At 70.3% G+C, this 25,967-nt stretch carries 32 protein-coding genes; 13 read left to right on the top strand and 19 right to left on the bottom strand.

Annotated features, from left to right (window positions below; all coding sequences use genetic code 11):
* Positions 1-40: 40 nt before the first annotated feature.
* Both L3Q67_RS13255 and L3Q67_RS13250 read right to left on the bottom strand, forming a co-directional pair.
* The gene (locus tag L3Q67_RS13255) at positions 41-766 is read right to left on the bottom strand and encodes a Fic family protein (protein ID WP_499189781.1); all 726 of its coding nucleotides are present in this window, start codon (positions 764-766) and stop codon (positions 41-43) included.
* Positions 763-1,257 (bottom strand): phosphoribosyltransferase, encoded by a 495-nt coding sequence (locus L3Q67_RS13250; RefSeq protein ID WP_499189780.1) that lies wholly within the window; start codon positions 1,255-1,257, stop codon positions 763-765. The genes L3Q67_RS13255 and L3Q67_RS13250 overlap by 4 nt, the downstream gene beginning before the upstream one ends.
* A gap of 94 nt (positions 1,258-1,351) precedes the next feature.
* On the opposite strand from L3Q67_RS13250, the gene L3Q67_RS13245 reads away from it, so the two are divergent.
* Together L3Q67_RS13245 and acs are read left to right on the top strand one after the other, a co-directional pair.
* Complete coding sequence (locus L3Q67_RS13245; protein WP_499191521.1) at positions 1,352-1,933, top strand: GNAT family N-acetyltransferase; 582 nt, start codon at positions 1,352-1,354, stop codon at positions 1,931-1,933.
* Between the two features lie 164 nt (positions 1,934-2,097).
* Entirely contained in the window at positions 2,098-4,077 is a 1,980-nt protein-coding gene (gene acs / locus L3Q67_RS13240; RefSeq protein ID WP_499189779.1) for an acetate--CoA ligase, read from the top strand.
* Positions 4,078-4,101: 24 nt separating this feature from the next.
* Here acs and L3Q67_RS13235 read toward each other — a convergent pair whose 3' ends face one another.
* Entirely contained in the window at positions 4,102-4,542 is a 441-nt protein-coding gene (locus tag L3Q67_RS13235; RefSeq protein ID WP_499189778.1) for a PNPOx family protein, read from the bottom strand.
* Positions 4,539-5,105, bottom strand: coding sequence for a PadR family transcriptional regulator (locus L3Q67_RS13230; RefSeq protein ID WP_499189777.1), 567 nt, complete (start codon positions 5,103-5,105; stop codon positions 4,539-4,541). Before L3Q67_RS13230 ends, L3Q67_RS13235 begins: the two co-directional genes overlap by 4 nt.
* Before the next feature lie 151 nt (positions 5,106-5,256).
* On the opposite strand from L3Q67_RS13230, the gene L3Q67_RS13225 reads away from it, so the two are divergent.
* Positions 5,257-5,667, top strand: coding sequence for a DUF6319 family protein (locus L3Q67_RS13225; RefSeq protein WP_209663027.1), 411 nt, complete (start codon positions 5,257-5,259; stop codon positions 5,665-5,667).
* Between the two features lie 59 nt (positions 5,668-5,726).
* On the opposite strand, the gene L3Q67_RS13220 is transcribed toward L3Q67_RS13225, so the two are convergent.
* Positions 5,727-6,065 carry a cupin domain-containing protein gene (locus L3Q67_RS13220; RefSeq protein ID WP_499189776.1) on the bottom strand — a complete coding sequence of 113 codons (339 nt, stop codon included), beginning with the start codon at positions 6,063-6,065 and terminating at the stop codon, positions 5,727-5,729.
* Positions 6,062-6,526: an OsmC family protein gene (locus L3Q67_RS13215; RefSeq protein WP_499191520.1), complete on the bottom strand. Its 465-nt coding sequence runs from the start codon at positions 6,524-6,526 to the stop codon at positions 6,062-6,064. The genes L3Q67_RS13220 and L3Q67_RS13215 overlap by 4 nt, the downstream gene beginning before the upstream one ends.
* Before the next feature lie 72 nt (positions 6,527-6,598).
* On the opposite strand from L3Q67_RS13215, the gene L3Q67_RS13210 reads away from it, so the two are divergent.
* Entirely contained in the window at positions 6,599-7,231 is a 633-nt protein-coding gene (locus tag L3Q67_RS13210) for a GntR family transcriptional regulator (protein ID WP_499189775.1), read from the top strand.
* On the opposite strand, the gene L3Q67_RS13205 is transcribed toward L3Q67_RS13210, so the two are convergent.
* The gene (locus tag L3Q67_RS13205) at positions 7,216-8,535 is read right to left on the bottom strand and encodes an MFS transporter (protein WP_499189774.1); all 1,320 of its coding nucleotides are present in this window, start codon (positions 8,533-8,535) and stop codon (positions 7,216-7,218) included. The two genes, L3Q67_RS13210 and L3Q67_RS13205, sit on opposite strands and share 16 nt — an antisense overlap.
* Before the next feature lie 103 nt (positions 8,536-8,638).
* Here L3Q67_RS13205 and L3Q67_RS13200 point away from each other — a divergent pair, with 103 nt between their 5' ends.
* Positions 8,639-9,328, top strand: a complete 690-nt coding sequence (locus L3Q67_RS13200; protein ID WP_499189773.1) for a DUF2848 domain-containing protein — start codon at positions 8,639-8,641, stop codon at positions 9,326-9,328.
* Positions 9,329-9,398: 70 nt separating this feature from the next.
* Here L3Q67_RS13200 and L3Q67_RS13195 read toward each other — a convergent pair whose 3' ends face one another.
* Positions 9,399-9,704 carry a hypothetical protein gene (locus tag L3Q67_RS13195; RefSeq protein ID WP_499189772.1) on the bottom strand — a complete coding sequence of 102 codons (306 nt, stop codon included), beginning with the start codon at positions 9,702-9,704 and terminating at the stop codon, positions 9,399-9,401.
* Between the two features lie 47 nt (positions 9,705-9,751).
* Positions 9,752-11,212, bottom strand: coding sequence for a peptide MFS transporter (locus L3Q67_RS13190; protein ID WP_499189771.1), 1,461 nt, complete (start codon positions 11,210-11,212; stop codon positions 9,752-9,754).
* Positions 11,213-11,437: 225 nt separating this feature from the next.
* Here L3Q67_RS13190 and nhaA point away from each other — a divergent pair, with 225 nt between their 5' ends.
* From nhaA to L3Q67_RS13175, 3 genes are read left to right on the top strand one after another with little or no spacing between them, the layout of a single operon-like run.
* A complete protein-coding gene (gene nhaA / locus L3Q67_RS13185) occupies positions 11,438-12,652 on the top strand; it encodes a Na+/H+ antiporter NhaA (RefSeq protein WP_499189770.1) in 1,215 nt (404 codons plus the stop codon).
* Between the two features lie 37 nt (positions 12,653-12,689).
* Entirely contained in the window at positions 12,690-13,190 is a 501-nt protein-coding gene (locus tag L3Q67_RS13180) for a phage holin family protein (protein WP_209663035.1), read from the top strand.
* Between the two features lie 7 nt (positions 13,191-13,197).
* Positions 13,198-14,139, top strand: a complete 942-nt coding sequence (locus tag L3Q67_RS13175) for an alpha/beta fold hydrolase (RefSeq protein WP_499189769.1) — start codon at positions 13,198-13,200, stop codon at positions 14,137-14,139.
* Positions 14,140-14,142: 3 nt separating this feature from the next.
* On the opposite strand, the gene L3Q67_RS13170 is transcribed toward L3Q67_RS13175, so the two are convergent.
* Genes L3Q67_RS13170 through nth form a run of 4 tightly spaced genes read right to left on the bottom strand, consistent with a single transcriptional unit; the run spans position 14,143 to position 17,313 of the window.
* On the bottom strand, positions 14,143-15,327 hold the full coding sequence (locus L3Q67_RS13170) for a MarP family serine protease (RefSeq protein WP_499189768.1): 1,185 nt from the start codon (positions 15,325-15,327) through the stop codon (positions 14,143-14,145).
* The gene (locus L3Q67_RS13165) at positions 15,324-16,052 is read right to left on the bottom strand and encodes an NUDIX hydrolase (protein WP_395905391.1); all 729 of its coding nucleotides are present in this window, start codon (positions 16,050-16,052) and stop codon (positions 15,324-15,326) included. The genes L3Q67_RS13170 and L3Q67_RS13165 overlap by 4 nt, the downstream gene beginning before the upstream one ends.
* Positions 16,049-16,633 (bottom strand): TlpA family protein disulfide reductase, encoded by a 585-nt coding sequence (locus tag L3Q67_RS13160; protein ID WP_499189767.1) that lies wholly within the window; start codon positions 16,631-16,633, stop codon positions 16,049-16,051. The genes L3Q67_RS13165 and L3Q67_RS13160 overlap by 4 nt, the downstream gene beginning before the upstream one ends.
* Positions 16,630-17,313, bottom strand: coding sequence for an endonuclease III domain-containing protein (nth, locus tag L3Q67_RS13155; RefSeq protein ID WP_499189766.1), 684 nt, complete (start codon positions 17,311-17,313; stop codon positions 16,630-16,632). The genes L3Q67_RS13160 and nth overlap by 4 nt, the downstream gene beginning before the upstream one ends.
* 169 nt (positions 17,314-17,482) lie before the next feature.
* Here nth and L3Q67_RS13150 point away from each other — a divergent pair, with 169 nt between their 5' ends.
* The 4 genes from L3Q67_RS13150 to L3Q67_RS13135 all read left to right on the top strand — a co-directional run bounded on the left by L3Q67_RS13150 (position 17,483) and on the right by L3Q67_RS13135 (position 21,404).
* Positions 17,483-17,734 carry a hypothetical protein gene (locus tag L3Q67_RS13150; protein ID WP_113694952.1) on the top strand — a complete coding sequence of 84 codons (252 nt, stop codon included), beginning with the start codon at positions 17,483-17,485 and terminating at the stop codon, positions 17,732-17,734.
* A 194-nt stretch (positions 17,735-17,928) separates the two neighbouring features.
* Positions 17,929-18,603: a Crp/Fnr family transcriptional regulator gene (locus L3Q67_RS13145; protein WP_113694953.1), complete on the top strand. Its 675-nt coding sequence runs from the start codon at positions 17,929-17,931 to the stop codon at positions 18,601-18,603.
* Positions 18,604-19,084: 481 nt separating this feature from the next.
* Positions 19,085-20,338: an MFS transporter gene (locus tag L3Q67_RS13140; protein WP_499189765.1), complete on the top strand. Its 1,254-nt coding sequence runs from the start codon at positions 19,085-19,087 to the stop codon at positions 20,336-20,338.
* A 10-nt stretch (positions 20,339-20,348) separates the two neighbouring features.
* On the top strand, positions 20,349-21,404 hold the full coding sequence (locus L3Q67_RS13135) for a DNA polymerase III subunit beta (protein ID WP_499189764.1): 1,056 nt from the start codon (positions 20,349-20,351) through the stop codon (positions 21,402-21,404).
* A gap of 142 nt (positions 21,405-21,546) precedes the next feature.
* On the opposite strand, the gene L3Q67_RS13130 is transcribed toward L3Q67_RS13135, so the two are convergent.
* The 6 genes from L3Q67_RS13130 to sp36 all read right to left on the bottom strand — a co-directional run bounded on the left by L3Q67_RS13130 (position 21,547) and on the right by sp36 (position 25,647).
* Positions 21,547-22,308 carry an MBL fold metallo-hydrolase gene (locus tag L3Q67_RS13130; protein WP_499189763.1) on the bottom strand — a complete coding sequence of 254 codons (762 nt, stop codon included), beginning with the start codon at positions 22,306-22,308 and terminating at the stop codon, positions 21,547-21,549.
* Entirely contained in the window at positions 22,305-23,090 is a 786-nt protein-coding gene (locus tag L3Q67_RS13125) for an NUDIX hydrolase (protein WP_499191519.1), read from the bottom strand. The genes L3Q67_RS13130 and L3Q67_RS13125 overlap by 4 nt, the downstream gene beginning before the upstream one ends.
* 80 nt (positions 23,091-23,170) lie before the next feature.
* A complete protein-coding gene (locus L3Q67_RS13120; protein WP_499189762.1) occupies positions 23,171-24,361 on the bottom strand; it encodes a hypothetical protein in 1,191 nt (396 codons plus the stop codon).
* Positions 24,362-24,401: 40 nt separating this feature from the next.
* The gene (locus tag L3Q67_RS13115) at positions 24,402-25,031 is read right to left on the bottom strand and encodes a hypothetical protein (RefSeq protein WP_395905405.1); all 630 of its coding nucleotides are present in this window, start codon (positions 25,029-25,031) and stop codon (positions 24,402-24,404) included.
* The gene (locus tag L3Q67_RS13110; protein WP_499189761.1) at positions 25,031-25,486 is read right to left on the bottom strand and encodes a RidA family protein; all 456 of its coding nucleotides are present in this window, start codon (positions 25,484-25,486) and stop codon (positions 25,031-25,033) included. The genes L3Q67_RS13115 and L3Q67_RS13110 overlap by 1 nt, the downstream gene beginning before the upstream one ends.
* A gap of 2 nt (positions 25,487-25,488) precedes the next feature.
* Positions 25,489-25,647, bottom strand: coding sequence for a Sp36 family protein (sp36, locus tag L3Q67_RS13105; RefSeq protein ID WP_113697922.1), 159 nt, complete (start codon positions 25,645-25,647; stop codon positions 25,489-25,491).
* A 64-nt stretch (positions 25,648-25,711) separates the two neighbouring features.
* On the opposite strand from sp36, the gene L3Q67_RS13100 reads away from it, so the two are divergent.
* Positions 25,712-25,960 carry a hypothetical protein gene (locus tag L3Q67_RS13100; protein WP_499189760.1) on the top strand — a complete coding sequence of 83 codons (249 nt, stop codon included), beginning with the start codon at positions 25,712-25,714 and terminating at the stop codon, positions 25,958-25,960.
* Positions 25,961-25,967 lie beyond the last annotated feature (7 nt).

The following is a 25,967-nucleotide window of genomic DNA, read 5'->3' as shown; positions in this document are numbered from 1 at the left end:
ACAGAGCGCCCCGTTGAGGGCGGTGGTGGGCCGGCGGGGGCTAGCCCGCCGAGTCCGCGATACCGGTCGCTTCGCGCGCGCCGGTTTCGTAGCTCTGGCAGCAGAACAGCAACCACTCGCGCACACCGTCCGGCTCGCCCGAGGCGAACGCCTCGGCGGCCGCGGTGTACTTCCGCACGTGCCGGAAGCACGCGACCTCGGGCACGGTGAGCGCCTTCGGATCGAGTCCGGTGGCGACCATCGAGAGCCGCGCGGCGGCACGGGCGAGCACGCCGTCGGCGGTACCGAACGGCCGCAGCGTGAGCAGTTCGCCGTGCACCACCGCGGTGAGCACGGGTCCCGGCACCGAGGTCGCGCCGGTGACCAGCTGCCCGAGCAGTTCGAGGCGCCCGGCGGTGCCCTGGCGGGGTCTGCCGAGCGAGTCGGCGTCGGCGGTCAGGTCCGCGGCGGCGAGCACGTGCAGCTTGGCCAGCGCCTGCAGCGGCGCCCGGCGCCAGACCGGGAGCAGCGACTCCACGGCTTCGGCCACGCGCAGCGAGCCCGCGAGCACCGGGTCGCTGACCGAGCCCGCCACCGGGATGTCCGGATCACCGCCGTCGATCCCGGCCGACGCGCGGGCGGCGCGCACCGAGGCCTCCGCGGCGGTCGCGGCACCGGCACGCAGGTTCGCCGGGTGGCGGTGCACGGCGAACACGGCGTCCTGCGCGGACTTCACCGCGGCGGCGACACCGTCGAGGTCCAGCAGCGGGGCGAGCGGATCGGTCATGCGTCCAGCACCTGCTCATCCCGCTTGACCACCGGCGGCTGCGAAGACCACGGGAAGTTGATCCACTTGTCCGTCCGCCGCCAGACGTAGTCGCTGCTGATCTCCGAGTGCGGCTTCTCGTAGACCACCGCGCAGCGCACCTCGGCCACGTGGTCGACGCAGAAGTCGCGGACCAGCTTGAGCGTGGCGCCGGTGTCGGCCACGTCGTCGGCGATGAGCACCTTCTTCTGCGTCAGGTCGACCACGTTCGGCACCGGCGGCAGCATGACCGGCAGGTCCAGGCGCTGATCGACCCCGGTGTAGAACTCCACGTTCATCACGTGCAGGTTCTTCACGTCCAGCGCGTACCCGAGCGCGCCCGCGACGAAGAGCCCGCCGCGCGCGATGGAGAGGATCAGGTCGGGGTCGTACCCGCTGCCCGCGACCTCCTCGGCCAGCGCCCGGCTCGCCTCACCGAACAGTTCCCAGGTCAGCTCTTCGCGTTCTGCCACTTCCCGAGCATAGGCACAGACCAAGTGGCCTGCTGTAATCGGGTGAAAATGGCTCTGTGCCAAGTCCACTCGAGTTCGTAGGTTCGAGGCTGTGATCAACGAATGGACCCGTCGGCCGACGCTCGTCGGCAAGCACGTGCGCCTAGAACCCCTCACCACCGACCACGCCGCCGGGCTGCGCGAGGCCGGGTCCGACCCAGTGGTCTGGACCTGGTTGAGCACGTTCCGGCCGGAGACCGACGCCGAGGCCGAGGCGATGGTCGACGACATCCTCGCCGACCCGGACCGCGTCGCCTTCGCGCAGGTCGACGTGCGGACCGGTGCGGTCGCCGGCACCACCTCCTACTACGGGATCGTGCCGAAGCACCGGATCCTGAGCATCGGCCACACCTGGATCGGCCGGCCGTGGCAGCGCACCGCGGTGAATACCGAGGCCAAATTCCTGTTGCTGCAGCACGCTTTCGACGAGATCGAGGCGAACAGGGTGTCGTGGGAGACCGACATCCGCAACGAGCAGTCGCAGCGCGCGATCGAGCGGCTCGGTGCGGTCAAGGAAGGGGTGCTGCGCGGGCACCGCGTCCGCAAGGACGGCTCGATCCGGGACACCGTGCTGTATTCCGTCACCAAACCGGAATGGCCGTTCGTGCGCGACCGGTTGGCCGCTCGTCTGGGCTGAGGCGCCGTTCGTCCGCGCCCGGCGGCCCACCGGCGGCATTTTCTCGTACCAGCCGATCGACCTGCGCGTGTGTAACCTCAAGGCAACCTTTTACTTCGGGTACCAACGTCGCTACGGTGCCCCCGGGGTAGCCGAGGATTTCGCGATTCAGGAGGCAGCGCACCATGACCGAGCAGTCGCCGGCGCTCGACAATCTGCTCAACGAGAGCCGGACCTTCCCGCCCAGCGACGAATTCGCCGCCCAGGCCAACGCGACCGCGGACCTCTACGCCGAAGCCGACACCGATCGCGAGGCGTTCTGGGCCAAGCAGGCCGAACGGCTGCACTGGGAAACCAAGTGGACGCAGGTGCTCGACTGGTCCGACGCGCCGTTCGCCAAGTGGTTCGTCGGCGGCAAGCTGAACGTCGCCTACAACTGCGTGGACCGGCACGTCGACGACGGCCACGGCGACCAGGTCGCCATCCACTGGGTCGGCGAGCCGGGCGACACCAGGGACCTGACCTACGCCGACCTCAAGCGCGAGGTCTCCAAGGCCGCCAATGCTCTCGCCTCCCTCGGCCTGGTCGCGGGCGACCGCGTGGCGATCCAGCTGCAGATGGTGCCCGAAGCGATCGTCGCGATGCTCGCCTGCGCCCGCCTCGGCCTCACGCACAGCGTGGTGTTCGGCGGCTTCTCCCCCACCGCGCTGCGGTCCCGCGTGGACGATGCCCAGGCGCGAGTGGTCATCACCTCCGACGGGCAGTTCCGCCGCGGCAAGGCCGCGCCGATGAAGGCCAACGTCGACGAGGCGCTCGAGGGCGCGGACTCGGTGGAGAAGGTCATCGTCGTGCGCCGCACCGAAACCGACGTGCCGTGGACCGAGGGCCGCGACCTGTGGTGGCACGAACTGGTCGACTCGCAGTCCGAGGAGCACACCCCGGAGGCCTTCGACGCCGAGCACCCGCTCTACATCCTTTACACCTCCGGCACCACCGGGAAGCCGAAGGGCATCCTGCACACCTCCGGCGGTTACCTGACCCAGGCCGCGTACACGCACCACACCGTGTTCGACCACAAGCCGGGCGAAGACGTCTACTGGTGCACCGCCGACATCGGCTGGGTCACCGGGCACACCTACATCGTCTACGGCCCGCTGGCGAACCGCGTCACGCAGGTGGTCTACGAAGGCACGCCGAACACCCCGCACGAGGGCAGGCACTGGGAGATCATCCAGCAGTACAAGGTCTCCATCTACTACACCGCGCCCACGCTGATCCGCACGTTCATGAAGTGGGGCAAGGAGATCCCGGAGAAGTACGACCTGTCCTCGCTGCGCGTGCTGGGCAGCGTCGGCGAGCCGATCAACCCCGAGGCGTGGATCTGGTACCGCGAGAACATCGGCGCGGGCAAGGCACCGATCGTGGACACCTGGTGGCAGACCGAGACCGGCGCGATCATGATCTCGCCGCTGCCGGGCGTCACCGCGGCCAAGCCGGGTTCGGCGCAGCGCGCGCTGCCGGGCATCTCCGCGAAGGTGGTCGACGACCAGGCCACCGAGGTCGGCCGCGGTGGCGGTGGCTACCTCGTGCTCGACCAGCCGTGGCCGTCGATGCTGCGCGGGATCTGGGGCGACAACGACCGCTACCGCGAGACCTACTGGTCGCGGTTCGCCGACCAGGGCTTCTACTTCGCCGGTGACGGCGCGAAGTACGACGACGACGGCGACATCTGGCTGCTCGGCCGGGTGGATGACGTGATGAACGTGTCCGGGCACCGGATCTCCACCACCGAGGTCGAGTCGGCGCTGGTGTCGCACCCGACGGTGGCCGAGGCGGCCGTGGTCGGCGCGGCCGACCCGACCACCGGGCAGGGCATTGTCGCCTTCGTCATCCTGCGCGGCAACGTGGCGCAGGACGAGGCCAAGGGCGAGGAGGCGATCACCGCGCTGCGCAACCACGTGGCGAAGGAGATCGGCCCGATCGCGAAGCCGCGTCAGATCATGGTCGTGCCGGAGCTGCCGAAGACCCGCTCGGGCAAGATCATGCGCCGCCTGCTGCGCGACGTGGCCGAGAACCGCCAGGTCGGTGACGTCACCACGCTGGCCGACTCGTCGGTGATGGACCTGATCTCCTCCGGCCTGAACTCCGGCAAGTCCGACGAATAACCCCGGTTCCCGGGTCGTGGGCGGTTACGCGCCCACGACCCGGAACACTGCGAAGCGGTCGGCCTTCGCCTCGAATTCCTCGGGGCTGCCCTCGGTGACCGCGCCCGCTTTCACCATCATGTCCACGCCGTTGGGCACCTTTTCCGGGAACGCCCGCAGCATCGGACCCCGATCCGCCACCGGCACCTCGATCAGCCGCACCCGCCTCTTGCGACGGCCGTGCGCGAGCGTGCCTTCGCCCGCCACTCGGGCGTTCCGCACCCAGTCGGCGCCGGGGTAACCGCCGAGCAGGTACCGCTCACCGTCCACTTCGTACGGTGTGACCGGGGTGCTCCGCGGTCGTCCGCTCTTGCGTCCCACCACGGTCAGCACGTGGACATCGCCGAGCCGCAGGCCCGAACCCTGCAATGCCTTGACCACGCGGTTGATCGTCCGCAATCCGCGTGGCAGCGAAACTCCGCTCATGACTCTCCCTCGCTCCAGCCCAATCCAGGCAGATCCGCCAGGATTTCGCGCAACCAGGCCAACTCCGCGCGGCGCATCGCCTGCGCGTACTCCACTTCCAGCAGCACGGCCCTGGGCAGCCCGGTGGCGAGCGCGTCGCGCAGCCCGTTCTCCCAGTGCTCGGTCAGCCCGGCCAGCTCCTGTTCCCGTCGGCGCAGCAGTTCTTCCGCCTCCGCAAGGGAAAGCTGGCCGATGTGCGCGAGTCCGGCGGCGAACACGGGGTACTCCTCCGCCCGCTCACCGACGTACTCGCGCAGCGATTCGACCAGCTCCTCGCGACCCGCGCCGGTGATCGCGTAGACGGTGCGTTCCGGACGTGCCCCTTCACGTGCCGTGCCGGAAACCTCGATGAACCCGAGTGCCACGAGCCGTGCGATGGCGTCGTAGAGCGAGCCCCCGCGCATCCGGACCACGTCGGCGATGTGGCGCTCCTTGATCAGGGACTGCAGTTCGTACGGGTGCCTCGGCTGCTCGTTGAGCAGGCTGAGCACGGCGAGGTTCAGCGGGGTGCGGCGGGCACGCACGACGGCTCCCATTAGTCGAAGTCGGCTAGTCGAACTCGACTATAGCGAGGTCCGCTACGCTTGCCCACCCCCGGCGCGCGGTGATCGAACGCATGTTCTAGGCTGTCGCGCTGGGAGAACCCATCTATGCGGCAAGGAGACAAGACCTGCGATGACCGTGGATTCCTTGACAGAACCCGAGGCGCCGGCCGCGGAGCCGGTCTCCGAGAACGGCCAGGCGGAGGCTCCCCAGGCAACCGAGGACGCCAAGCCCAAGCGCGGTCGCCCGAAGGGCCCGACCACCGCGAAGAAGACCCGGACCGTCGAGCTGACGCTGACCGTCACCGGCACCGCCGACGGCGAATGGCAGGCTGAACTGAAGCACGGCAGCAAGTGGATCGCCCGGGGCATCGAGATCCCGGCCGCGGCCGTGTCCCGTGCGGCCAAGGAGCTGCACGAAGAGCTTTCCGGCCCGATCGACGAGGTCATCAACGCCGCCCGCGAACAGCAGGCGCAGAAGGTGGCCCAGCTCGAGGCCGAGCTCGAAGAGGCCAAGAAGGCGCTCGCGGAACTCGAGCAGTAAGACTTTTCCACAACGGAATCGGGGCTGACGCGAATCATCGCGGCAGCCCCGATTCTGTTTTAGGTGCTCAGCGGCGTCCGCCACGGCAGTGGTGACTTGAACTCCAGCCAGTGGCTGTCCACCACCGCCTCGACGGTGTGCGGCACGTCGCGCGGGTGCACCACCGTCTCCCCCGGGGTGAGCCGGACCTCGCGGCCGTCGATCGTGCCGCGAAGTTCACCGGAAAGCAGGTAGATGATGCTGTCGTGGTCGTGCCGGTGCTCCGGCGAGCCGACGCCCGCCGGATAGCGGATCTCGTACAGCAGCCCGGAATCCACGGTTTCCCTGGTACGGAAGGTGCCGGTGCCGCCGAGCAGCGGAAGACCCTCCACAGTGGACAGCGTGCGCCAGTCGCTCATGCCAGCGTCCTCGGCTCGTGCCGGACCGGGAAGTTCATCGACCGGGCGATGAAGCACTTCGCGTGCGCGACCGCGTGCAGTTCCTCCGCGGCCGCCACCATGCCCGGCTCGGCCACGGTGACCACCGGGCGCAGCGTGACCTCGCGGAACTGCCCGCCGCCGTCGGCATCCTCCACCATCACGCCGTCCGCCTCGTCGGCGTAGCCGGTGATCACCACCTTCTTCGCCGCGGCGAGCGCGAGCACCCAGAGCATGTGGCACTCCGACAGCGAGGCGACCAGCAGTTCCTCGGGGTTCCAGCGGGTGCGGTCGCCCAGGAAGGCCGGGTCCGCCGAACCGGCGAGCACCGGCTTGCCCGGGATGTAGACGTCGTGCGCCCGCGAGTAGTCGCGGTAGCGGGCGGTGCCTTCGCCCTGGTTCCCCGTCCACGTGACGGTCATGGCGTAGTGGTGTTCCTTCATTCGGCTCACGTCCTCCAGCTGCCTGGCATGTACTATTCGTATACAGGTCGTATACAAAACTAGGGGGGACGGATGGCCGCCCGGTCCGGCCGCGAGAAGGCCTACGAGTTCCTCAAGGGTTCGGTGCTGCCGGACCCCGCAGCGCAGGGCCAGTTCATCAGCGAGCAGGAGCTCGCGACCCGCATCGGCGTCTCGCGCACGCCGATCCGCGAGGCACTGCTGATGCTCGCCGCCGAAGACCTCGTGCAACTCGTGCCCAACCGCGGCGCCTACATCGCCCCGCTCACCGGCCGCGACCTCTCCGAACTGATCGAGCTGCGCGGCATGATGGAACGCTTCGCCGCGGAGAAGACGATCGCCGGTGCCGGGGCGCCGGTGGAGCAGATGCGGGCCACCCTCCAGCGGCAGTCCGATGTGGACGATCCGGCGCAGGCGAGGGAATTCATCGAGCTGGACACGGTTTTCCACACCCTGCTCATCGACGCCGCCGGGAACGCCATGCTCAGCAAGGCCTACGCCGGACTGCGCGACCGGCAGCTGCGGGCCGGACTGGTCGCGTTGTTCGCCTGCCCGAACCGTCAGCTCGCCGTCTGCGAGGAGCACCGGGCGATCGTCGACGGCCTGGCGGCGCGGGACCTCGCCGCCACGCACGCCGCCATCGACCACCACCTCGACACCACCCTCAAACTTCAGTTGACCAGCTGATCGACGTCTTCGCGCGGTTCGTACTCCGCCGGGTCGGGGTCGCGACTGAGCAGCACGCCGATGATCGTGACGATCGCGGTCAGCAGCACGTACCCGGCGATCGCCAGCCACGTGCCGAAACCGGCGAACAACGCGGTGAACAGCAGCGGCGCGAGCGCCCCGCCGACCACGCCGGCCAGCGTGTAACCGAGTGAGCTGCCGGTGTAGCGCAGGCGCGGCGAGAACTGCTCGGTGACCAGCGCGGCCTGCGGGCCGTACAGCAGCGCGTGGATGACCAGCGCGAGCACGATGCCGACCACCACGGCGAGGAACGAGCCACCGCTGACCATCGGGAAGAAGACGAACGGCCAGATCCCGGCCGCGATCGTGCCCGCCAGGTACAGCTTGCGGCGGTTGACCCGGTCGGACAGCGCGCCGGCGGCGGGGATGAGCACGAGCTGGAACGCCGAGCCGATCATCACCGCGGTCAGCCCCTCGCTGCGCGACATGTCCAGTTCCTGCGTCATGTAGGTCAGCACGAAGACGGTGAACAACGCGTAGAGCACGTCGGGGCAGACGCGGATCAGCACGGCTGCGACCAGGCCGCGGCGCTCGTCGCGGAACACCTCGGAGATCGGCGCCTGCGGCCGGTCGCCCTTCTCCGCGATCTTCTTGAACACCGGGGTTTCTTCCAGCTTCAGGCGAATCCACAGTCCGAAGAAGACAAGGACACCGGAGAGCAGGAACGCGATCCGCCAGCCCCAAGAGTTGAACTGGGCTTCGGTGAGCAGCACGGCCAGCAGGGCGAGCACCCCGTTGGCGAGCAGGTTGCCCGCCGGCGGTCCGACCTGGGCGGCCGACGCCCAGAACCCGCGCTTGCGTGGATCACCGAACTCGCTCGAAAGCAGGACCGCGCCACCCCACTCACCGCCGATGCCGACGCCCTGGGCGAACCGGAGCGCGACCAGCAGCACCGCGGCGAAGCCACCGATGTTCTCGTAGGTCGGCAGCACGCCGATCAGGAAGGTGGCGACGCCGGTCAGGATCAGCGTGAACACCAGCACGCGCTTGCGGCCGATCACGTCGCCGAGCCTGCCGAAGATGAAGCCGCCGAGCGGGCGGGCCAGGTAGCCGACGGCGTAGGTGGAGAAGGCGGCCATGGTGCCCGCCAGGTTGTCGCCCGCGGGGAAGAACAACTCGCCGAAGATGGTCGCCGCGGCGACCGAGTAGGCGGCGAAGTCGTACCACTCCAGCGCGGTTCCCGACAGGCTCGCCGCGAAGGCGCGCCGCAGCGAGCGGCGGTCCACCTGTTCTTGTGCAGTCATCGCTCACATCCCGTTTGGCCGTGGTGCCGAGTTGCGGTAATACTGGTTGTATACATCTTGCATGCGCAAGTCCCAATTGAGTTTTACCAGGTCAGGAGGTTCCATGCCGGAGTACCCACGGCTCAGCTTCACCCTGCCGGACGGCACCGAGGTGCACACGGAAGTGCACACGCTGCTGAACGCGGGCTACGCCGGCCGCAGCCAGGACGACGTCGCCGCGCACGTGGCCGAACTGGCCGAACTGGGTGTCCCGGCGCCGTCGACCACGCCCGCGCTGTACCCGGTGGCGCCCTACCTGGCCAGCCAGACCGACGAGGTCCCGGTGCAACACGAACGCACCTCGGGCGAGGCGGAGTGGGCGCTGGTGATCACCGGCCCGTCGCCGGAAGACGTCCTGCTGACCGCCGCGTGCGACCACACCGACCGGGCGCTCGAAGTGCACGGGGTGGCGTGGAGCAAGAACGCCGGCCCGGACGTCCTCGCGCGCCAGGCGTGGCGACTGGTCGACGTGGAAGACCGGCTCGACGACCTGGTCCTACGCGCCTGGGCGGACGACGTGGAAATCCAGCACGGGAAACTCGCGGAACTGCTGACCCCGGCTTACTGGCTGGACGTCCTGCGCTCCCGCGGCTGGTACGAACCAGGCGTGATCCTCATTTCCGGCACGATCCCGATGCACCACGGCGTGGACCAGTTCACCGCTTCCTGGAAGGTCGAACTCAGCGACCCCCACACCGGAAACGTCATCGACCTGGCCTACCGAGTACGCCCGCTCCCGGCCCCCATCGGCTGACCGCCGCCAATGCTATGAGTGGGGCATTACTTGCGTTCAATGCAAGTAATGCCCCATTCATAGCGTTCGCCTAGGCGTGGGGCGGATCGGCGGGGCGCTTCCGGAATTGGGTGTAGGTCCAGAGGGCCCCACCGCCCAGCATGAAGGCGCCGCCGCCCAGGAGGAACCAGGTGGTTTTGGTGTTCTCCCCGCGTTGCTCCGCCAAGGTTCGCTCGTTCGAGGGACCCGTGCGCCGGGAGATCTCCGTGCAGGTGTCGCCTTCGCTGATCGTCTGGCTGCCGCACTTCACCGTGTCATCGCTGAGGGTCACGATGCCGCCGACCAGCAGGAAGATTCCCACCGCGGTGGTCAGCAAGGCATAGATCCGGTCCCGCAAGAGTCCCCCTCGGCGACGCGAAAAAGCGGCCTCCATGATGGCACGCCTCAGCGCACCCCGGACATCATCTTCTTGATGAACGGCGAACCGAGCACCAGCAGGATCCCGATCCCGATGCAGATCGCGCCCAGCGTGCCGAAGTACGGCCCTTCGTTCTCCGCGCTGTAGAACCGCGCCAGCCAGCCGGACAACGCCGTGCCCAGCGCGACCGACAGGAAGTTCAGCGCCACCATCTGCGTCTGGAACGCGGCGGGCGCGAGCTTCGTCGACAGCGACAACCCCACCGGCGACAGGCTCAGCTCCGCCCAGGTCACCACCAGGATGATCCCGGCCAGCGCCAGCAGCGGCGTCGACGACGGTCCGCCGCCTGCCAGCGGCAGGAACAGCAGGAACGAAACCCCGGCGAGCGCGGTGCCGAGCGCGAACTTGACCGGCGACGACGGCTGCCGGTCGCCCAGTTTCGTCCAGATCACCGCGAACACCGGCGCGAACAGCAGGATGAACACCGGGTTCACCGAGTTCATCCACGAAACCGGCATTTCCCAGCCGAACAGGTTCCGGTTCAGCCGCTCGTCGGTGTAAGCCGCGATCACGGTGAACTGCTGCTGGAACAACGCGAAGAAAGCGGCGCTGGCGATGAACATCGGGATGAACGACGCCACCCGCCTGCGCTCTAGCGGGGTGGTCTTCTTACTGGTCAGCAATACCGCGAAGTACGCGACCGAGGCGACGATGATCACCAGGATGGTGCGGTCGGACAGGTTCTCCGCGGTGACGAACCCGGTCAGCACCGCCACCACGATCAGCGCCACCACCGCCACCGCGACCACGGCGACCAGCGGACGGCGGTTCGCGGGCAGCGGGTTCGGCACCACACGGCCGCTTTCGGGCAGGTTCTTGCGCCCCAGCGTGTACTGGACCAGCCCGGCGGCCATGCCGATCGCGGCCAGCCCGAAGCCGTAGTGGAAGCCCAGTTCCTCCTGCGCCAGCCCGGTGAGCAGCGGGCCGATCCAGCCGCCCACGTTGACGCCCATGTAGAAGAGGGTGAAGCCGCCGTCGCGGCGTTCGTCGTTCTCCGCGTAGAGCCCGCCGACCAGCGCGGTGGCGTTGCCCTTCAGCCCGCCGCTGCCCAGGGCGACGCACACCAGGCCGACGCCGACCCCGGCGAACCCGGGGAGCAGCGCGAGGCTGATGTGCCCGGCCATGATCAGCAACGCGCTGTAGAACAGCGTGCGCTCCGAGCCGAGCAGGCGGTCGGCGATCCAGGCGCCGACGATGGTGGAGAGGTAGACCAGGCCGCCGTACGCGCCGACGATGCCGAGCGCGGTCGGTTTCTCCAGGCCGAGGCCACCTTCGGTGGTCGCGTAGTAGAGGTAGATGGCGAGGATGCCCTGCATCCCGTAGAAGGAGAAGCGTTCCCACATCTCCACGCCGAAGAGGTTCGCCAGCCCTCGTGGGTGCCCGAAGAACCCCTTGTCCTTGCCGACCTCGGTAGAGGTAGTACTCACGATGTGTCCATCCTGTTTTCCGAGACATCGTTGTCGAAGCGAATGCTAGGACTGCCGGTGAACAACGAACAGGTCCGGTCGTCTTGACGGTGCTGTCCGGCAAGTCACCCGTGGCGCGCCCCACGTTCGCCACCGGGACCACCCGTTCGGGCACTAAAATCCCGTAAAGGTGTGCCGGGAAGTCTGGTCGGCGAGGCAACAGCCGACCCCGGAAACGGAGCACTCGTGAGCACACCGGAATCCCGGTTCCCCGCCAAGGCCGCCGAATTCGCGCGCTACCTGCGCACCGAGACCACCGGCGGGCTGATCCTGCTGGCCGCGACCGCGCTCGCGCTGCTCGTGGCGAATTCCCCGCTCGGCGAGGTCTACCGCGCTATCCGGGATTTCTCGCTGGGCCCGCATTTCCTGCACCTGAACCTGTCCATCGGGGACTGGGCGAAGGACGGCCTGCTCGCGCTGTTCTTCTTCGTCGCCGGGCTGGAACTCAAGCGCGAACTGGTGGTCGGCGAGCTGTCGAAGTTCAAGCAGGCCATCCTGCCGATCTTCGCCGCGCTCGGCGGCATGGTCGTGCCCGCGGTGCTGGCGCTGGCCATCGGCTGGGGTGAGCCCGGCATGGACCGCGCGTGGGCCATCCCGGTGGCCACCGACATCGCCTTCGCGCTCGGCGTGCTGGCGTTGACCGGGTCGAACCTGCCGAGCAGCGCGCGGGTCTTCCTGCTCTCCCTGGCGGTGGTCGACGACCTGGGCGCGATCATCGTCATCGCGGTGCTGTTCACCACCGGCTTCAACCTGCTCGCCGCGGGCGTCGCGCTGGTCTCGCTGGCGCTCTACGCCTGGCTGCAACACCGGCGTGTGCGGGCGTGGTGGATCTACGTGCCGCTGGCGGTGATCACCTGGGTCGCGGTGCACTCGGCGGGCATCCACGCCACCATCGCCGGGGTCGCGCTCGGCCTGCTCACCCGCGTCCGCCCGGACGACGGCGAGGAGCAAGCGCCGGCGATCCGGCTGGAGCACCGGCTGCAGCCGTGGTCGGCGGCGCTGGCCGTGCCGCTGTTCGCGTTGTTCGCCGCGGGCATCGAGATCGACGGCGACGCGCTCGCCGCGGTGTTCACCTCGGCGCTGCCGCTGGCGGTGATGATCGGGCTGATCGGCGGCAAGGTGATCGGCATCCTCGGCGCCAGCGCGCTCGCCCTGCGGCTGGGGTTCGCGGCGAAACCGCGGGGCATGGGCTGGCGGGATCTGACCGCGCTGGCCGTGCTCGGCGGGGTCGGCTTCACCGTCAGCCTGCTGATCGCCGACCTCGCGCTGGACGGTGACCTGGCCGAGCAGGCGAAGGCCGCCGTGCTGATCGCCTCCGCGATCGCCTCGCTCGCCGCCGCCGCGCTGCTGCTGCGGCGCAGCCGGGCCCACGCGAATACCGAAGACACCGACGACCAATAGCGCGCCCGCCGCGCCCGATGAACCGGCACGTGGCACGATGAAGCCCGTGAGCAGCCCCAAGCACCAACTCAACGATGCCGATGGCATGGGCGCCGTCCCCTACCTCCCGCTGTCCGACGACCGCGAGCGGAACGGGGACCAGTCGATCGGTGCGCTGGTCAAGGACGCCACACAGCACCTGTCGACGCTGGTCAGGGCCGAGGTCGAACTGGCCAAATCGGAGGTCGTCGGCGAGGTCAAGAAGGGCGTCAAGGGCAGCGTCTTCTTCGTCATCGCCCTGGTCGTCGCGCTGTACAGCTCGTTCTTCTTCTTTTTCTTCCTGGGCGAACTGCTGTCGGAATGGCTCGTGCGCTGGGCCGCGTTCGGCATCGTGTTCGCGCTGATGCTGGTGGTCGCCGCGTTGTTCGGCTTCCTCGGCTACCGCAAGGTGAAGAAGATCCGCGCGCCGGAACGCACGATCGACAGCGTCAAGGAGACCGCCGCCGCGCTGAAGCCGCGTCAGCATTCCGGGGACGAGCTCCCCGCGGTGCGCGACTGAGCCAGCCGTGCGCGCAGGTCCCGATCCCTCGATCGTCCGGATCGACGGGCCATGGACCCATCGCGACGTCTCGGCCAACGGCATCCGGCTGCACGTCGCCGAACTGGGCACCGGGCCGCTCGTGCTGCTGCTGCACGGGTTCGGCGAGTTCTGGTGGACCTGGCACCGGCAGCTGACCGGGCTGGCCGAGGCCGGGTTCCGGGTGGTCGCCGCGGATCTGCGCGGCTACGGGGATTCCGACAAGCCACCACGCGGGTATGACGCGTGGACCCTCGCCGGTGACGTCGCCGGGCTGGTCAAGGCGCTCGGGGAACGCCGCGCGCACCTGGTCGGGCACGCCTGGGGCGGCATGCTCGCCTGGACCGCGGCCACGCTGCACCCGCGGATCGCCGCGTCCGTCGGCGCGCTCGGTGCCGCGCACCCGCTGGCCCTGCGTGGTTCGGTGGCCAGGACGGCCTGGCGCGGCCGGGGCGGCAACCAGGCTCGCGCGCTCGGCCACCTCTTCGGCTTCCAGGTGCCGATGGCCCCGGAACGCAAGCTGGTCCGGGACGACGCGGCCGAGGTGGAACGCCTGATGCGCGGGTGGTCCGGTCCCCAGTGGACGGAGACGGCCGAGTTCACCGAAGCCGCCGCGAAGTTCCGGCAGGCGATGCAGGTGCCAGGGGTGGCGCACAGTTCGCTCGAGTACTACCGGTGGGCCTTCCGCGCGCAGTTCCGCGGTGAGGGCAGGCGGTTCACCGAAGCCGCGGACAAGCCGAGCCCGGTGCCGGTGCTCCAGGTGCACGGCCAGGAGGACCGGTGCGTGCTGCCGCGCACGGCCGAAGCGTCGGCACGCTGGCGCGGCGAGGATTCGGTGTTCACCTCACTCGCCGGCGTGGGCCACTACCCGCACCTGGAAGCCCCGAAGCGCACCACCGAGATCCTGGCGCAGTTCCTCGCCAAGGCTTAGTCGCTAGGCCGCGCACGGGCCGGTGCTGACCGCGGCGCCGTAGCCGGACGCACCCGCCACCTCGGGCGCCACCTCCGCGGCGGTCAGCGTGAACCCGGTGTCCGGGTCCTCCACCGCCGCGCCGAACACCACACCGACCACCTCACCCTGCGGGTTCACCAGCGGCCCGCCCGAGTTCCCGCTGCGGATCCCGGCGCGCACGGTGAACACGTCCCGCTGCACGGTGTTCGTGTCGTAGATGTCCGGCCCCCGCAGGGTGATCTGCTGCCGCACGCGGGCCGAGGTCGCGGTGTACGGGCCGTCGAGCGGGTAGCCCAGCGCGATCGCGTCGTCCCCGGCCTGCGCGGGCCGGGCGGCGAACTCCAGCGGCTCGGCCTCCAGCCGCGGCACGGCGAGGATGGCGACGTCGGTCGCCGGGTCGAAGTGGACGACGCGGGCCGGGAGCCTGCCTTCCGGCGTCTCGACCGCGGTCTCGTCGGTCCCGGCGACCACGTGCGCGTTCGTCATCACGCGCTGCGGCGCGATGACGAAACCACTGCCCTCCAGCGCGCGGGAGCAGGCGGGCGCGTTGCCGCGGACCTTCAGCACGCTGCCGCGCAACTGGCGCACCACCGCGCTCGCCTGGAGGTTCTCGTCGGGCGGCGCGACGTCCGCCTTCGGTGCCTGCTGGAAGGGCGCCACGATGGACGGGAAGCCCGACGCGTCGAGCAGCTTGCGCAATTCGTTCGGCAGGCCCTGCGCCGAATCCGGCATCACCTGGTCGACCCCGCCGAGCACGGTCGAGTTGTTGATCGCCTTGGCCAGCCCCGGCAGGCCGGCCACGCTGGTCAGCGGAACCGCGATCAGCCAGGCGACGACGAAGACCACCAGGCCCTGCACGATCGCGCCGAGCGTGTTGTCCACTCCGGACAGCTTCGGCGAGCTGATCTTGTTCCGCAGCTTGCGGCCAGCCCACACGCCGAGCGTCTCGCCCAGCGCCACCAGGAAGACCACCACCCCGACGACCATCGCCACGCGCAGCGCGGGGTTGTCGAAGAGGTCCACGATGAGCGGCGCCAGCCGGATACCCACGACGGCCCCGATCAGCACCCCGAGGAAGGCGGGCAGCGCGACGAGCACCCCCTGGCGCGCCCCGGAAACCGCCGCCAGCACCGCCAGCAGCACCACGAGCACGTCAACCCAGTTCACGATCGCTCCCTCTCCACGGAGCCACCGTTGTACACCGCCCGAGCCCGCGCCGCGTGCGCGGCCAGCGCTTGATCGAGATCCCGTACGTCAGTTTTGTCCCATTCGCGTGACCAGCCGCCGAGGTCGAGCACGGCGGCCAGCAGACCGGCCGTGAAGCCCCACACGAACAGCCCGTCGACGTCGAACACCGGCCCCACCCAGTCGTATCCCGTGCGGCGCACCTGGTACCGGTTGGCCGGGTCGAGCAGGTCCTCGATCGCGACCCGCGCGACCGCCGCGGTCTCCCCCGGATCTACGGCGTGGACCGGCGAAGGGTTCACCCAGTGCGCCAGCACGGGCGTGACCGAGAAGCCGGAGACCGGCACCCAGAGGTCGGGCAGCACGGCCACCGGGCGCACCCCGGACGGCAGCACGCCGGTCTCCTCCTCGGCCTCGCGCAAGGCCGTGCCGACAGGTCCGCCGTCGCCCTCGTCGGCGCCACCACCGGGGAAGGCGACCTGACCGGCGTGCGAACCGAGCGTGTCGGCGCGGCGCAGCAGCAGCACGTCCGGCCCGCGCGGGCCCTCGCCGAACAGCACGAGCACCGCGGCCGGGCGCGTCTTCGTGCCCCGCGGCGGGTGGAACTTGGTGAACGCCGACGCGTCCACCTTCCCGCTCGCGGCCACCAGCCCGCGCAGCCACTCCGGCACGCTCTCCGCGTCGACCAGTGGTCCGTTCTCAGTCATGCGGCATACCTCGCGACGGCTTCGCGCACCTGGGCCACTTCGGCGAGCAGGCGCGGGTTGTCGATGAACCGGACCTCCCCGCCCGGGGTGACCACATAGGACGCGGGCAGTGCCGGCGGGACCTTCAGCGCACTGCGTACCGGCCCGGACTGCCCGTCCCCGTCGTACACGGCGGGCAGGCGGACGCCCAGCTCGGCGAGCAGTTCCAGGCCGTCCGACGGCGAGCTGGCGACCTGCACGGTGAGCACGCGCGCGGCCCCGGGCTCGGCCGCGTAGGCGGCGAGCACCGGCAGCTCGGTGCGGCAGGGCTGGCACCAGGTCGCCCAGATGTTGACCAGCGTCGGACCGGAGCCGACCGCGGCCGCCAGGTCGACCTGACGGCCGTCACCCAGGCAGTCCGCCGCCACCCCGGCGAGGGCCTGACCGGGGGTACCGGCCGTGCACGCGGCCAGCGCCGCCTTCGCGCGCGCCGGGCCGAGGTCTTCGGCCGGCGCGGTCCCGTCCCGGTTCGGCAGCACGGCGACGATCACCGCGAGCAGCAGCACCCCGGCCGCGACGGCCCACTTGGTCGCCGTGGTCAAGACCCGGTCACCATCGCCAGCAGGTGTTCGCGCTCCTCCCCCTTGACCAGCTTCGCGGCCTCTTCGAACTCGATCGGGCCGGTGCCGTAGGAGGGGCAGTCGCGAGCCAGCGGGCAGGCCCCGCAGGCCGGTTTGCGGGCGTGGCAGACGCGCCTGCCGTGGAAGATCGTCCGGTGGGACAGCATCGTCCACTCCTTGCGCGGGATCAGCTCGCCGATCGCGTGCTCGACCTTCACCGGATCTTCGAGGTCGGTCCAGCCCCAGCGGCGCACCAGCCGCCCGAAATGGGTGTCGACCGTGATTCCCGGCACACCGAACGCGTCACCGAGCACCACGTTCGCCGTTTTCCGGCCGACACCGGGAAGGGTGACCAAATCGGCCTGGTTGCCCGGCACCTCGCCGTCGAACCGTTCCACGAGCGCGGCCCCGAGGCCCATCACCGAGTTCGCCTTGGCCCGGAAGAAACCGGTGGGCCGCAGGTATTCCTCCAGCTCAGTGCGGTCGGCGCCGGCGTAGTCGGCGGCCGTGCGGTAGCGCGCGAACAACGCGGGGGTGACCTGATTCACCCGAACGTCGGTGGTCTGCGCGGACAGGACCACCGCGACCAGCAGCTCCAGCGGGGTGGTGAAGTCCAACTCGCAGTGCGCGTCGGGATACGCCTGATCGAGGCAACGTTTCATCCGCCGGGCGCGTCTCACCAATGCCAGGCGGCTTTCGCCATCGACGGAACGGGCGGGGGCGCCACCCTTACGGGGGGCTTTACGGGCTTCGGGCGGCACCCCGATAGCCTACGGGCGCCATCAGTTCAGGCGCGAAAAGGACCGAGCCGCAAGCGAGGATCTGAAAGCTATGACCGTCTGGTTCGTTATCGCGGTACCGCTCGTGATCATGTTCTTCGCCCTGATCATGGAGCGCGTGGAGAGCCGCCTCCGGCACGTGGCCGTGCAGGAGGAAGAGGTCGAACAGTTCCTGGAGCAGGCCCAGCCCAACGAGATCAGGGCACTGCACGGACACGGCATCGGGCGGGCGCTCGAGCTGTTCCGGCTGCGCCGGCTCGGCGGACGGGCGGCCAAGCTGCGGCCCCGCCGGGTGCGGAGTTAAGCTCTGCCGCCACCGAGATCGTCTTTTGCTCCTCTCGTCCGCGCGATGAGGGGTGTGCGGGTGAACACCGATCGCCCCGGCTCCGGCGAGCCATGAGGCGATCTCGCTGGCACGCCCTACACTGCACGCAAGTGATCGGCGACACGCTCATCCGCCCTGGAACCGCGGTGTCGCCACCGATGAGGAGGCACGAGGTGGACGAAACCCTGGCCCGCGCGGGCATCTTCCAGGGGGTGGAACCTGCCGCGGCTGAAGCGCTGGCGCAGACCTTGGAGAGCGTCGAGTTCCCCCGCGGCCACGTGATCTTCAGCGAGGGCGAGCCCGGCGACAAGCTCTACATCATCCAGTCCGGGAAGGTGAAGCTCGGCCGCAAGTCCGCGGACGGGCGGGAGAACCTGCTCCAGATCATGGGCCCGTCCGACATGTTCGGCGAACTGTCGATCTTCGACCCGGGGCCGCGCACGTCCAGCGCCACCACGGTGACCGAGGTGCGCGCGGTGATGATGGACCGCCCGGCGCTGCGGCAGTGGATCTCCACCCGGCCCGAGATCGCCGAGCAGCTGCTGCGCGTGGTCGCCCGGCGGCTGCGGCGGACGAACAACATGGTCGCCGAGCTGATCTTCACCGACGTGCCCGGCCGCGTCGCGCGGGCGCTGCTGCAGCTGGCCCAGCGCTTCGGCAGTCAGGAAGCCGGCCTGCTGCGGGTCACCCACGACCTGACGCAGGAGGAGATCGCCCAGTACGTCGGCGCCTCGCGCGAGACCGTCAACAAGGCGCTCGCCGACTTCGCGCACCGCGGCTGGCTGCGGCTCGAAGGCAAGAGTGTGCTGATCCTGGACCCGGAGCGACTGGCCAGGCGGGCCCGATAGGTCCGCGGCTCAGCCCCCTGTTCTGACACAACATGAGGGGCCGGGCGCCACCCCCGACGTGGCGCACCGGCCCCTCATGCCGTGCGCGGACCATCCCCCGACGATCCGCGCTCCCCGCCCTCCGGTGGCAGGCCCCGACCCGTGTGCCGGAGGGAGCTGAGAAGTCATATGCAGTTCTGACGATTCATCCACCATGACACGGCCCCCACCCCTCACTTCAAGGCCGTTCACCCTCAAGGACGCCAAGCGCCGTAGTTTGTTGCGCCGTTCAACCCAAAAAACGCGCTTCGTTATCCAACCGAGACCCGTTTGGCCCAACGCGGACGGTCCTGCCCTGTCCTCTTGCCTGTTGAACGCGGTCGGCGCCGGATTCATTCCCGTCTCATCCCATGTCCGCAGCGGATTTGTGGTCACGAATTGGTGACGAAGGTCGCCGGAAAATAAGTGGTACAGACGTACCAGTCGTCGCATACTGGTACGCATGTCCCACTCTGTCTCCGGTGGCCGCACCACGCTGGCCGACTACCGCGCCGCGCTGACCGCGCCGGGCTCCCGCGGCCCGGCGGTCGCGTCCGTGCTCGCCCGGCTGCCGATCGCGATGATCGGCATCGCCGCACTGCTCTACGTGCAGCGGGAGACGGGCTCGTTCGCCGCCGCCGGGCTGGTCTCGGCCGGTTCGCTGGTCGGCGTGGCCGCCGGTTCGGTGGTGCAGGGACGGCTGATCGACCGCTTCGGCCCGACCCGGCCGCTGCTGATCAGCACCACGTTGTTCGCGGTCGCCGTCGCGACCTTGATCACCTTCATCGAAGCCGGTGCGCCGACCGCGCTGCTGGTGCTGCTCGCCGGCGGGATCGGGATCACCGAACCGATGGTCGGCTCGGCCTCGCGGGCGCTGTGGGGACGCCTGCTGCCCGCCGGTCCGGCCAGGAGCGCCGCGTTCTCCTACGAGGCGATCAGCATGGAGGTCTTCTTCATCCTGGGCCCGGGTTTCGCGGGCGCACTGGTGGCCGCGCCGTGGCCGGGCACCGGCCTGGTGATCGGTGCTTCGGTGATGATCGCCGGTTCGACCCTGTTCGCGCTGAGCCCGGTCGTCCGGGCCTGGGGCTCGGCACCGTCGCGGCGGCGCCCGCTGCTCGGCGCCCTGGCCAGCCCCGGGATGCGCACGCTCGCGGTGGCCGCGCTGGGCTTCGGCGTGGTGATCGGCTTCGTCGAGGTCGCCGTCCCGGCGGCGGCGACGAACGCCGGGCACGCCACGGTCGGCGGGCTGCTGCTGTCGGCCTGGTCGGTCAGCTCGGTCGTCTTCGGCGTGGCGTACAGCCTGCGCCCGTGGCCGCGGTCGATGGGCCTGCGGTTGCCGGTGCTGCTCGCCGCGTTCGGCGTGATGGTGGCACTGCTCGCGCTGCCCGGTTCGCTCTGGGGCCTGGCGCTGGCCATGCTCGGCGCGGGTGCGCTGATCACCCCGCAGTCCACCGCGCACTCGGCGGCGATCGAACTGGTCGCCCCGGAGGGCACGGCCGCCGAGGCGTTCGGCTGGGTGATCACCTCGGTGACGCTGGGCCTGGCGTTCGGGCAGTCGGTCAGCGGCTACCTGGTCGAGGCCAGCGGGCCGCCCGCTTCGTTCCTCGCCGCCGGGGTGGCCGCGGTCGTGCTGGCCGCCGTGGTGTGGAGCCTGCGGCGCACCATCCGCCCGGCCACCACGACCGCGCCCGCCGAACTTGTCGGTACCGCCGCCTAACCTCCGCGGCATGGACCTCACCGCGCCCACCTCGGCACTGGCCGCCGCCTTCGCCGAAGCCGTCCGCCTGCTGCCGTCCGGCGGGCCCGGCCTGCTCCTACATGCCGACGCACACGGGCTGGTGCTGGCCGGGAACGACCACGAGCGAGCCGTGCGGCTGGCCTGCACCGCGCTGACGCACACCGACGGCGAGGTGCTGGTGCCCGCCCGGCCGCTCGCCGAGACATTGAAGGTGCTGGACGAGCCGGAGGTCCGGCTCGTCGTGGAGGGCTCGCGGCTCGCCATCCGCACGGCACGCGGCCGGTTCGCGTTGCCGTTGCTGGACCGGTCGTTGTACCTGGACGGTGGCGAGCTGCCGGTGGCCGGTTCGCTCGATGGCGGGCTGCTGTCCCCTGCGCTGGCCGCCGTCGCCCCGACGGCGGCTCGGGACGACGCGTTGCCCATGTTCACCGGCGTCCGGGTCCGGTCCGGGCCCGGCGAGCTGTCGCTGCTGGCTTCGGACCGGTTCCGGATGGCGGCCGCCGAGGTGCCGTGGTCCGGTGGCGAGGTGGACGCGCTGGTGCCCGCGGCCCTGCTCGCGGAGGTCGGCAAGCAGGTCAGCGGCAGCGTCTCGGTGCACGCCGACGCCAACCGCTTCGGCCTGAGCTGGGGGCGCAGCACGGTGACCACCGCGGTGCTGGACGGCGGTTTCCTCACGGAGGACAGCATTTCCATCGGTGCCGTGGAAACACGGCTCACCATCGCCGCCGACGCGCTGGCCGCCGCCGTCCGCCGCACCAGCCTCTACGCGGGTCCACGAGGCGTCGTCACCCTCGACGTGCAGGACGGCGTGGTGCGCGTCGCGGGTACCGACCCGCGCGCCGGGGAAGCCGAAGAGGAGGTCAAGTCCACAGTGGACGGCAACCGCCTCGCCCCGTCGTACCAGGCGCGCTACCTGCTCGACGCGCTGCGCCCGTTCACCGGCGGGGAGGTCGTCCTCGCCATCCAGCCGGGCCTGCGCGCCACCGTCCTGACCACGGAAGCCACCTCACTGCGGTACTACGTCATGCCCATGCAACCGCGCTGATCAGGGGCCTCGACGCGCTGCAACCTCGCCAGCCGGATCGCCCGCTCACGCGATCGCGCTGCGGCGCGCACACCAGAGAGTTCGGCCAACGTGATCGAACTAACGGCGGGCACGAACTCGGGACGCTGGCTGTGCGGCACAGCTACAGCGTGCGCAGGTAGTCGAGCTGGGCTCGGACGCTGTGTTCGGCGGGCAGCCACAGCGCCCGGTCCACGTCCGCGTAGACCAGTTCGACGACCTGCCTCGGCGTGGCGTCGGGGCCCAGTGAGCGCAGGGCCGCCCGTACCTGGTCCAGCCGTTGTTCCCGGTGTGCCAGGTACTCGCGCGCGGTGGCGGCCAGGTCCGGCAGTTCCGGGCCGTGGCCCGGCAGGCCCGGGGTGCCCGGCGGCAGCTCGGCCAGCAGGCGCAGCGAGCCCAGGTACGCGCCCAGGTCGTCGAGCACCGTGGTGCCTCGGCCCAGGATCGTGTCGCCGGTCAGCACCTCGCCGCCCACCCGGAGCGACACCGAATCGGCGGTGTGGCCCGGCGTGTGCAGGACGCCGATTTCCAGCCCCGCCACCGAAATCACCTCGTCCGGCCGCAGTGCCTCACCGCCCGCGCACAGCGAAGGCTCGAAAGCCCGCACCGGTGCGGAGACCTGCGAAGCCAGCCAGGGCGCGCCGTCGGCGTGATCGGGGTGGTGGTGCGTCAGCAGGATCAACGAGACCGGCGCGCACGCGGCCAGCTGGGCGAGGTGCGCCCGATCGTCATACCCCGGGTCGACGATCACGCACGAGGACGCCCCCGGCGCCCGCAGCACCCAGCTGTTCGTGCCTTCCAACGTCATCGACGACGGGTTGTTCTCCAGCACCACCGACGCGGTCGGCGAGACCTGGCGCAGCACACCGTAGGCGGGAGGGGTCACGACGGCTCCAGCACGATCCGGGCCCGGTCGCCTTCACGGACCAGGGTCGGCGTGATCTTCTTGATCGAGCGCTCCGCCGTCAACGCCTCCCGCACACTGGTGAACTCACCGATCTCGGTCAGCGTGAACCAGGTCGGCGGCATCAGCGTGCTGCGGCCGGCTTCGGCGTCGCCCAATGCGTCCGCGGCCGCCTGCCAGCCGGAGGCGTCGGCTTCGGTGGTGGCGCCGTCCGCCCGCTGGCCCTCGGGCAACGCTGCGACGAAGAACCGCGTGTCGTAGCGCCGCTTCTCCTGCGGCGGCGTGACCCAGTTCGCCCACGGGCGCAGGAGGTCCGCCCGCAGGGTCAGCCCGGCCTCGGCCAGGAACCCGGCCAGCGACTGCTCCCGCGAGATCAGCCGGTCCCGCACGCCCGCGAACTCGGCGGTGTCCGCGACCACAGTGGACTCCGTACCGGCCAGCAGCACACCGGACTCTTCGAAGGTCTCCCGCACGGCGGCGCACACGAGGGCGCGGGCGAGCGACTCGGAACACGAGAACTTCGACGCCCACCAGGCCGCGTCCGGACCGGCCCAGCTGATCGACGCGTCCGCGTCCCGTTTGTCCACCCCGCCGCCGGGGAACACCGTCATGCCGCCGGCGAAGGCCATCGCGGCCACGCGCCGCTGCAGGAACACCTCGACGCCCGCCCCGCCCTCGCGGAGCAGCACGACCGTCGCGGCGTCCTTGGGAGTGGCCGGTGGCCCCTCCGGCGTCGGCAGATCGGAAGACGACGTCAGCGGCATCTTGGTCAGGTCGACGACGACCTCGTCAGGTAGTTCGGCCACGTCCCGCAACATACGTCACCGTGGCCGCCCGAACCGCCTCAGGCGCCGGAGAAACCGTCCACCCAGCGCCGGTTGCCCTCCCCGCCCCTGCCCGCCCCGTTGAGGCGCAGGCGTGCCGCTTCCGCCCGCTCCCGCTGGGCCAGCTCCGCGTGCAGCTCCCGGAGGAGCTTGCGGTCCCGGTCGCTGAGTTTTGGGTCGTTGAGGTCCAGTTCGGGCAGCTCGACGACGTCACCACCGGGCAGCTTCGCCGAAGCGATCGCGCGGCCGGTCTCGTGGTCCTCGGCCAGCGCGCGCCGCAACTGGGCGACCTCGGCCGAGCTCATGTCCGTCGTGCTCTCCACGCCGCTGCCGAACTCGGCCTGATGGCTGAGTGCCTCCTGCCGTGCGGCGGTGATCGCAGGAGGCTCAGCTTTTCCCACCGGAGCGGGTTCCGGCGCCGGTTCGGGGCGCTGGACCACTTCGGTGCGCTGCGGCTCGACCGGCGGTTCGGGGAGCCGGTCGTCGACCAGCTCGTGCCGGGGCTTCGACTCGGCGGAGGCCACCGGGACCGGGCTGTGCGCGGACGCCTTGGCGGGCGCGGCGGAGACCGCAGGCGGCGCCTGGCTGCCCGAGGGCGCGGTCCCGGCGTGCCAGGCGCGGTTCGCCGAGGTCATCGCGTGCTTGTAGTAGCCGGTGCGGTCGGCGCCGGGGCCGGTCACCTCGACCACGGACCGGATGCCGACCCGGCGGAGCGCGGTGTCCACCCGGAAGGCGACGGCCGGTGGGTGCCCCTCGGGGCCGATCTCCACCAGCACCACCCGCTGCGGCAGCGGACCGGGCACGCTCCCGGCCGGCGTGTTCCGCCAGACCGCGTGCACCGAACGCAGGTCCGGCAGCACCTGGAGAGCCCGGTCCAGCGCGTCGGCGATGCCGCGCTCCGGCTCGTTCTCCCCGGTGAACCGGTGCGTGATGTCAGGCTCGTTCTCGTCGATGAGCACCTCGTCGACCAGTGTGGCGTCCGAGCGGCTCATCTCCAGGATCAGCGCGAGTTCGCGCTGCTCGACGGAGCGGACCGGGATCTTGCCCGCGATCAACGCGCCGGCGGTCAGCTCGGCCGCCTCGTCGAGGCGCGAACGCGCGACCAGTTCCCGTGCCTCGGACAGCGCACTGTCGTCGAGGCGGCCGGCCATGGCGAGCAGCAGGTTGTGCAGCCGGAGCGGCACACCGAGCCCGTCGTGGGCCTCCACCATCGCGATCTCTCCCTCCAAGCTCGCTGGAGGTAGCGAGCCGTTACGCGGCGACGAGTCGATGCCCGGCGTCCACGGCGCCCACGCAGACGAGTTCCGAGTTCGCCAGCGCGGCTCGGTGGTACTCGGGGAGTTCGAACCGCGGCGGAAGCACTTCGATGCTGGGTTCCTCGTCCCCCAGCACACGCAATACCCGCTGCAGCTCACCGGTCAGCCTCGGCATTCCGGACACCGCGCTCACCAAGAGGACCCTCTTGGGTTCACGATCACCCGGAGTGCCGTTATGCCGCCAGCTCGCCCGCACCTCACCCACGTCTGGGCGACCACGCAACGTTGCGTGCACGACCACGGACACAGAGTCGACGGAGTTCACCCGTTCGGGGGCACTCTTCGTGAATGTGTACCGGTTCTCGTTGCCGTCGTCTACCCCAAGGGTCGAACTGACCTGGTGCCAATCGGCGCCGTGCGGAATCAATCCAGCGACAAGCAGGCGGTACTCGGGCTGATCGAGGTCGACGCTGTGCTTGAGCAAAGATCTTGGAATGGTCCGCGCGAGGGTGGCCATGGCACCCTCGGCGAGCCAGTCGCGGAAGCGCCAGAGCGTCTTGTCGGGCAGCCGTCCGGCGAGCCGCAGGAGCAGCTCGTGCGTCGCCTGCTCGATGTCGGGGTCCATCACGAAACCTCCACGATGATTTCGATCTCCACGGGTGCCCCCAGCGGGAGCTCGGCCACGCCGACGGCGGACCTGGCGTGCACACCGGCCTCGCCGAAGATCTCGCCGAGCAGCTCCGAAGCGCCGTTGATCACGGCGGGCTGCCCGGTGAAGCCTTCGGCGGAGGCGACGAACCCGACGACCTTGACCACCCGGGTGATCGAGTCGACGCCGGTCAGCGCGTGCACGGCGGCGAGCGCGTTCAGCACGCAGGTGCGCGCGTGCGCCTTGGCCTCTTCGGGGCTGACCTCGGCGCCCACCTTGCCGGTGGCGGCGAGTTCGCCCTGGACGAACGGGAGCTGCCCCGAGGTGTAGACGTGGGAGCCGCTGCGCACCGCGGGCACGTAGGCGGCGAGCGGTGCGGCCACCCCGGGCAGGCCGATGCCCAGTTCGGCCAGCCTGGCACTCCAGCTCATGGTCAGCCCTTCTGCCGCTTCAGGTACGCGACGTGCTGCTCACCGGTCGGGTTCGGCAGCACGGTGACCAGTTCCCAGCCGTCCTCGCCCCACTGGTCGAGGATCTGCTTGGTCGCGTGGATCAGCAGCGGAACGGTCGCGTACTCCCATTTGGCGCTCATGGCCGCGAGCGTAACGACCCCGTCCAGCCCGCCGGGGACGAACCCGGCGCAGTAGGTTGGCCGAGTGGAGACCTGGCGGATCGTCGCGGCCACGTTGCTGGTGCTGGCCGGGCTGGTGGCGGTGCCGATGATCATGGCGAAGGTGCGTGATCGGACACAGTCCTCCGCGTCGGTGGTGATCTCCGGCGTGGTGTCGCTGACCGCGCTGGCCGTGCTCACCCTGCTGGTTCTCACCGTCCTTCCCCCGATCGCGAGCTGGGTGGCGGCTGTGGCGGTGCTCGCCGCGGTCGGCGTTCTGCTGCTCACCGGGTAGGAGCTCA

This window comes from Saccharothrix sp. AJ9571, assembly GCF_021725495.1.
GTDB lineage: Bacteria > Actinomycetota > Actinomycetes > Mycobacteriales > Pseudonocardiaceae > Amycolatopsis > Amycolatopsis magusensis.
This window is presented reverse-complemented; position numbering and strand designations above follow the sequence as displayed.